This is a genomic window from Succinimonas sp., assembly GCF_045225735.1.
Taxonomy (GTDB): Bacteria; Pseudomonadota; Gammaproteobacteria; order Enterobacterales; family Succinivibrionaceae; genus Succinimonas.
Window position 1 is genome coordinate 1 of record NZ_JBGVBR010000052.1, and the last position, 6,741, is coordinate 6,741.

7 protein-coding genes are annotated in these 6,741 nt (G+C 50.6%); 5 read left to right on the forward strand and 2 right to left on the reverse strand.

What is annotated here, in order from left to right:
* Positions 1-110 precede the first annotated feature (110 nt).
* From ACJROR_RS01825 to pfkA, 5 genes are all read left to right on the forward strand, one after another.
* Positions 111-1,352 (forward strand): RNA-guided endonuclease InsQ/TnpB family protein, encoded by a 1,242-nt coding sequence (locus ACJROR_RS01825; protein WP_406545609.1) that lies wholly within the window; start codon positions 111-113, stop codon positions 1,350-1,352.
* Between the two features lie 100 nt (positions 1,353-1,452).
* Complete coding sequence (locus tag ACJROR_RS01830; RefSeq protein WP_406545610.1) at positions 1,453-3,495, forward strand: AAA family ATPase; 2,043 nt, start codon at positions 1,453-1,455, stop codon at positions 3,493-3,495.
* A gap of 132 nt (positions 3,496-3,627) precedes the next feature.
* The gene (fabA, locus tag ACJROR_RS01835; RefSeq protein ID WP_406545614.1) at positions 3,628-4,137 is read left to right on the forward strand and encodes a 3-hydroxyacyl-[acyl-carrier-protein] dehydratase FabA; all 510 of its coding nucleotides are present in this window, start codon (positions 3,628-3,630) and stop codon (positions 4,135-4,137) included.
* Positions 4,138-4,453: 316 nt separating this feature from the next.
* Complete coding sequence (gene tpiA / locus ACJROR_RS01840; RefSeq protein ID WP_406043595.1) at positions 4,454-5,209, forward strand: triose-phosphate isomerase; 756 nt, start codon at positions 4,454-4,456, stop codon at positions 5,207-5,209.
* Between the two features lie 62 nt (positions 5,210-5,271).
* The gene (pfkA, locus tag ACJROR_RS01845) at positions 5,272-6,234 is read left to right on the forward strand and encodes a 6-phosphofructokinase (protein ID WP_406545611.1); all 963 of its coding nucleotides are present in this window, start codon (positions 5,272-5,274) and stop codon (positions 6,232-6,234) included.
* Between the two features lie 112 nt (positions 6,235-6,346).
* Here the strand turns inward: pfkA and ACJROR_RS01850 are convergent, their stop codons facing one another.
* Together ACJROR_RS01850 and ACJROR_RS01855 are read right to left on the reverse strand one after the other, a co-directional pair.
* Positions 6,347-6,475, reverse strand: coding sequence for a hypothetical protein (locus tag ACJROR_RS01850; RefSeq protein ID WP_406545612.1), 129 nt, complete (start codon positions 6,473-6,475; stop codon positions 6,347-6,349).
* Between the two features lie 55 nt (positions 6,476-6,530).
* Positions 6,531-6,741 (reverse strand): hypothetical protein (locus ACJROR_RS01855; protein WP_406545613.1); only part of this gene is annotated, 211 nt, incomplete at its 5' end.

Here is a 6,741-nt window from a genome sequence, read left to right on the forward strand (position 1 = left end):
GTGTACAATAGCAGCAACGGAATAAAATAATGGCTCTGTTATAGAGGATAGTTGATCCTGCAAGACCCTGATTTTTGACCGATGTAAATATCTCTAAAAGAGGTTTCAAAATGATTTTAAGCACCTGTTTCTACATAGACAATACAGGATGGTTCAAAGAGCAGTTTGAACTGTCAAGGTGCTTATTTAATCAGGCCAGATACTTCTTTAGAGATTATTACGATAAAAATAAAGCCGTTATGCGTGAAAATGACCTTGAAAAGGTATTAAGGACTCAGGATACAAAACTGAATTATTACAGAAAACTCTGCAAGGCTAAACTTGCTCAAATGATTGTAATCAGTTTATATAAGAATTACTCCGGTTTCTTTAGTGCAATAAAGGAGTTTAAAGTTCATCCGGAGAAGTTCAATGGAGAGCCTAAAGCACCTAAATACAAAGAAAATCCGAATATGTTGTATTTTGATTATCAGTCGGCTAAAATCAAAGACCAGTTTATAATATTAAATAAAGACGTAAAAATCCATATCCCTTATAATATATTTGAAAAACACAAGGATAATTTAAAGAATTTTAAAACTATTAACTTTATTCCGAAATTCAATAAAATCAAAGTCTGCATTTCTTATGAAACGGAAGAATTAAACTCTGATTTAGACCAGAATCAGTATTTGGGTATTGATTTAGGATTGAACAACCTTTGCAGTTGCGTTTCGGAATTTGACTGCTTTATTATAAACGGAAAGCCTGTAAAATCAATAAATCAGTATTACAATAAAGAAGTTTCAAAATTAAAATCCGAAAGACCTTTAATCGGAGACAAACAGGATTTCAATTATAACAAATTCAATATTTTTAAGTTAGGATTTAAACGAAACTTAAAAATTGAAGACTATTTGCACAACGCATCCAGAAGCATTGTGGACTTTTGTGCGGAGCACAAAATCGGTACAGTGGTTATTGGAAGAAACAAGCAATGGAAAGACTCCATCGCATTAGGTAAACAAACCGACCAGAACTTTGTATCGGTTCCGTTCTTTAAGTTCCTGAATATGCTTAGGTACAAGTGCAAAATGGCAGGGATAAATCTTGCAGAGCAAGAGGAATCCTATACCTCCAAGTGTGATTCACTGGCATTTGAATCAGTTGAAAAGCATGAGGAATATAAAGGCAAAAGAATTTTCAGGGGCTTATTTAAGTCATCTACTGACAAAGTTTTAAATGCCGATATAAATGGTGCTTTAAATATAGTCCGGAAATACTTAGCCAAGTTAAAAGTAGCCGATGAGTCCTTTGTAAAAGGGATAGTCAGTAGAGGTCTATTCGCTAGACCTCATATAATAACTTTCTAGCTGTTTTATGGAGAGTTATTCCCTATGGAATGTTTCAGATCAACTACAGACTGGAACAGAGCGAAAATAATAAAGGGATAAGACTGGTTTCGGAGGTTGTGTGAAAGAACTTTCCTGGGAGATGCTGCGTCCGGCTATCGCTGACATCGGCTCTCTTGATGATGAAAAAAAGGTTACCTTTGCCTCTTTTCAGAAAAGAGCCCAAAGCGCCGTTCAGGAACTGGTGTATACAGAAATGCCCAATCCGGTCATGCTGCTTCTGGCATCCCCGGATACCGACGCCGAACAGTGCGTCAGGGATCTCCTGACGAAATGCGCCGGCCGGAAGCATCAGATTTATGACATCGTCTATGCCGAAAATCTGGCCGATGAGCTTTCCCCCATGTGGCTCCACATCAAAAGCGGCACCACGCAGGAATTCTTCAGTCTCGTGCAGAAGCTGATGAAGAAAGCCAAATTCAAGCTGGATCAGGAGGAGATTCTCCTGAAGATCCTGAAAAAGCAGGACAACGATCCCAAGCTTGAAGAATACCTCACGGATCTCTGCAACTACATCATGCAGGATCGGGTCAAGACGGATCAGGTGATCCTGAATCTTATGGTGCAGCATCTGCCCGACCGGCCGCCCCTGCTGTTCGGACATGATCTCACCTGGAAAAATCTCTTCGGCTGCGTCAACTACCTGACGGAAAACGGCACCACCTACTCTTCGCATGAACTCCTGGAGCCCGGACTTCTCCGCAGCGCCGACGGCGGCTACCTGGTTCTCCGGATCTCGGAGCTGGTGCACAGCCCGGCTCTCTGGTTCAAGCTCCGGCACATTCTGGAAAGCGGCCTTGCCGGCTGGGAAAACCCTAACGAAAGCGTAAACAGCATTATCCCCTTCTTCGCGCCGGAGCCTACCCCGGTGAACGTCAAGCTCATTCTCACCGGCTCCTATATTGACGTGGCTTCGCTGTACAGCATCGATCCGGAATGCGGCACCGCCTTCTACCTCCGGGCGGATCTCATGAACTGCTTCCCTCTGAAGGACAATACCCACGATCTCGCCCTCTATCTCCGGGATCGCTGCCGTCTCATGAGACTCCTGCCGCCGGATGCCTCCGCCGTCACGGTGTTAATAGAAAGAGCCTGCCGCCTGGCGGAAAACCAGACCAAGTTCGCCCTCTCGGAGCAGGAGCTCTGCAATATCATGCGGGAAGCCAGCGGCCGGGGCCTTCGGAAGGAGCTTAAGGCCTTCACCGCCGCCGAGGTCAGAGAAACCCTGGACGCCCGGATGTTCCGCGCCAACACCGCTCTGGAGGAATCCGGGGATATGTTCCGGGATAAGCAGATTATCCTGAAAACCAAGGGCGAGGTCGTGGGACAGATTAACGGCCTCTCGGTGATTTCCACCTTCGGCGATGACTTTGAGTACGGGGAACCCACCCGCATCACCGCCACCATTCACTCCGGCCCCGAGGGCGGCATCAGCGACGTGGAGCACAAGGCGGATCTGGCCGGGGAAATTCACACCAAGGCCATGATGATCATTAATGGCTACCTGACCCACAAGTTCGGGAACGACTACCAGCTGCCGGTAAGCGCCAATCTGGTATTCGAGCAGTCCTATAACGAGATAGACGGCGACAGCGCCTCCCTCACCGGGCTCTGCGCCATTCTCTCCGCCCTGTCCGAAAAGCCCATCAAGCAGCAGTTCGCCCTGACCGGATCCCTGGATCAGCTGGGGAACGTGCAGCCCGTAGGCGGCATTAACGAAAAAATCGAGGGCTTCTTCCGGGTCTGCAAAATTCAGGGCCTGACCGGGGAACAGGGAGTCATCATTCCGGAAAGCAACGTTACCTCCCTGGTGCTGGATGAAGAGGTGGTTAATGCCGTCCGGGAAGGAAAGTTCCACATTTATCCGGTAAGCATCATCGACGAGGCCGTGGAAATCCTCACCGGAGTCAGAGCGCTCCTGAAGGAGGAAGGCGTCCGGAACAAGGACGACAGCAAAGGCGGCAAATCCGCCAAGTCTCAGGATGCCGCCTGCGAGGAAAACATCTACGACATCATCAGCGACAAGCTGTATGAGATCGATACCCGGGATGATCCGGTATCCCTGTGGGATCGCATCGGACAGTTTTTTCAGCGGGGAGACTGACATTTGGCTTTCCGGCCGTGAAAATTGTCCCCCGATACGTTAAAATGTTTTTCATTAAGGGTATCGCCGATGCCCGCAACAGATAAAAGAAGGATTACTGCTTTGGAAAATTCAGCCTCTACTGCCCCGTCCCTGTGCGACAAGGGGGTTAATTCATTCTCCCGCGATGATCTTTTGGCCTGCAGCCGGGGAGAGCTTTTCGGGCCGGGGAACAGTCAGCTGCCGGCTCCCAACATGCTGATGATTGACCGCATTGTGGAAATCAACGACCACGGCGGCGATCACAACCGCGGCATTATCGTGGCAGAATACGACATCAATCCGGATCTGTGGTTTTTCAAATGCCATTTCCCGGGAGATCCGGTAATGCCCGGCTGTCTCGGCCTGGATGCCATGTGGCAGCTGGTGGGCTTTTTCCTGGGGTGGAAAGGCGGCCCCGGCAAGGGACGCGCTCTGGGCGTGGGCGAGGTGAAGTTCACCGGTCAGATCCTCCCTGACACCAAAAAGGTCACCTACACCATCACCATGAAGCGGGTGGTCATGCGGAAGCTCATTATGGGCATCGCTGACGGGGTGGTCAGCGCCGACGGCGTGCCTATCTATCAGGCTACCGATCTCAAGGTGGGACTGTTTACCAACTGAGATTTCAAAGGCTGAACCCCGGAGCGGCTTTGGAAGGTTCCGAGTCTGCGGCAGGGGAATGAACCCTTTCAGTTTAAAGACGCCAGGAGCGCCGTCCGGATTTCCGGACGGCGTTTTTGTCTCTCACGGTTCCCCCCGCCTGAAATCCCCCCGGAATGCGAAAAAGCGGGAATTTTTTAAGCAGCATGAGACAGGTTTAAACAGCATGAGACAGCTTTAACAGCAAAAGACGCCTTCCATATGATATAATCAGCGCAGCTAATTTCGGCAACGGTTATTTTTTCCGGTTTTTATTTAATCACTAAGGTTACAGATCATGAGAAAACCTCTTGTAATGGGCAACTGGAAGCTCAACGGCACCAAGGAATCAGTTACTTCTCTCGTTAATGCGCTCAAGGAGCCTGCCGCTCAGTCTCCTTCCGTGGAAGTAGCCGTATGCGCTCCTGCTATTTTTATCGGACTTGTTGAAAGCCTGGCCAAGGATACCGCCATCAAGTACGGTTCCGAAGACGTGGACGTGCACACCAAGGGCGCTTTCACCGGGGAAAACTCTCCTGAAATGATCAAGGAATTCGGCTGCAAGTACGCCATCGTAGGCCACAGCGAACGCCGCGCCTATCACAATGAAACCAATGAGGTTGTTGCCGCCAAGTACAAGGCTGCTCAGGAATCCGGCCTCATTCCGGTGCTCTGCATCGGCGAATCTCTGGAGCAGTTCGAAGCCAAGCAGACTGCTGACGTGGTTAAGACCCAGCTTCAGGCTGTTATCGACATGAACGGCATCAAGTCCTTTGAAAACGCCGTTATCGCCTACGAGCCCATCTGGGCCATCGGCACCGGCAAGACCGCCACCCCTGAAATCGCTCAGGACGTGCATGCCACCATCAGATCCTTCCTGGCTTCCTTCGATGCCGCTGTGGCTGACAAGGTGCAGATCCTCTACGGCGGATCCTGCAATGCCAAGACCGCTCCGGATCTCTTCAAGCAGCCGGACATTGACGGCGGACTCGTCGGCGGCGCTTCCCTGAAGCCTCTTGACTTTGCTGCCATTATCAAGGCTGCCGAAGTTTAATTAACAGGTTCTGACCACTTATGACGGATGCCGGGCGCATCCGTTTTTTTGCAGATAAAGCTATGATCAAAAGAATCGGGATTCTGACCAGCGGCGGCGACGCCCCTGGCATGAATGCGGCAATCCGGGCGGCCGTACGCACCGCCATTGCCGCTGATGTTGAGATTTACGGGATTCGGGACGGCTATCTGGGACTGCATCAGGATCGCATCTCCCGGATGAACACTCTGGACGTGACCAATATTATCGGCCGCGGCGGTTCCATACTGGGTTCGGCCAGATTCCGGGCTTTCGAAGAGGAATCCGTGCGGCGGGAGGCTATTGAAAACCTCAGAAAACGGGAAATTGATTCCCTGGTGGTTATCGGCGGCGACGGCTCCTATACCGGAGCTCTCCGGCTTACCGAAATGGGTTTTCCGTGCATCGGCGTGCCCGGCACCATTGACAACGATGTGCACGGCACGGACTTTTCCATCGGCTTCGATACTGCCCTGAATACCATTGTGGAATGCATTGACCGGCTTCGGGACACCTCCAATTCCCATAAGCGGGTGAATATCGTGGAGGTCATGGGCCGGCACTGCGGCGATCTCTGCGTCAGCGCCGCCATTGCCGGAGGAGCGGATTTTGCCATAGTTCCGGAACAGCCCTTTGATTCCGCGGCGCTGTTCCGTTCTATCAGCCAGGCCTTTGCCGCCGGAAAACGCCACGGCATCGTGGCCCTTTGCGAAAACATCACCAACGCGGAGCTTCTGGCCAATGATATCGAGGGCAACACCGGAATTGAATGCCGGGCTACCGTGCTGGGTCATATTCAGCGAGGCGGCGTGCCGTCAGCGCAGGATCGCATTCTGGGATCCCGGCTGGGGGAACTCGCAGTAAAGCTCCTGATTGACGGCATCGGGGGACAGTGCGTGGGCATTGTTAACGGCGAGCTTACCCATAACGGCATTGCCGAGTCCATTAAAAGCCTGCCCCGCAAATTCGATGCCAAGCTGGCGGCTCTGCCCCTGCGTCTCGCCTGAAGACTTGGCGCACAGACTTCTCTCCAAAGGAAAAACGCCGGATAATGCTTCCGGCGTTTTTTGTCTGCGGGGCTGGGAATGCCTTCAGGTACGGATCATAATCAGCGCCGGATTACGCAATCTTGACTGCAAGGTATGGAAGCATTACGAAAACAATTATGCCGTAAGCCTTTTTCCGGATTATGCAAAAACCGATACCTGAGAACACCTGAATCTTAATCCCGGCATCTTTCTTAATCATGCCATAGAGTTCCCCCTTGCATGGGCGGAACTTTCGAGCAGTTCCTGACATCGCTTCAGATTATTTCTTCGATAAAAAACTCTCCGTAGGTGTACATGATCACGTATTTGCGCAGGTCGGGAACGGTTTTGAGATAATCATCGGCGACGTAAAAGTTAAGCTGCTTCACGGCTCTGTTGTAAAGGGCTTCCCGTACCTTGTCCTTTGTCATCTCAGAGGTTCTGGTGTTTCTTTTGTACTTGAACTCAAAAATGTAGCTGGGGCCC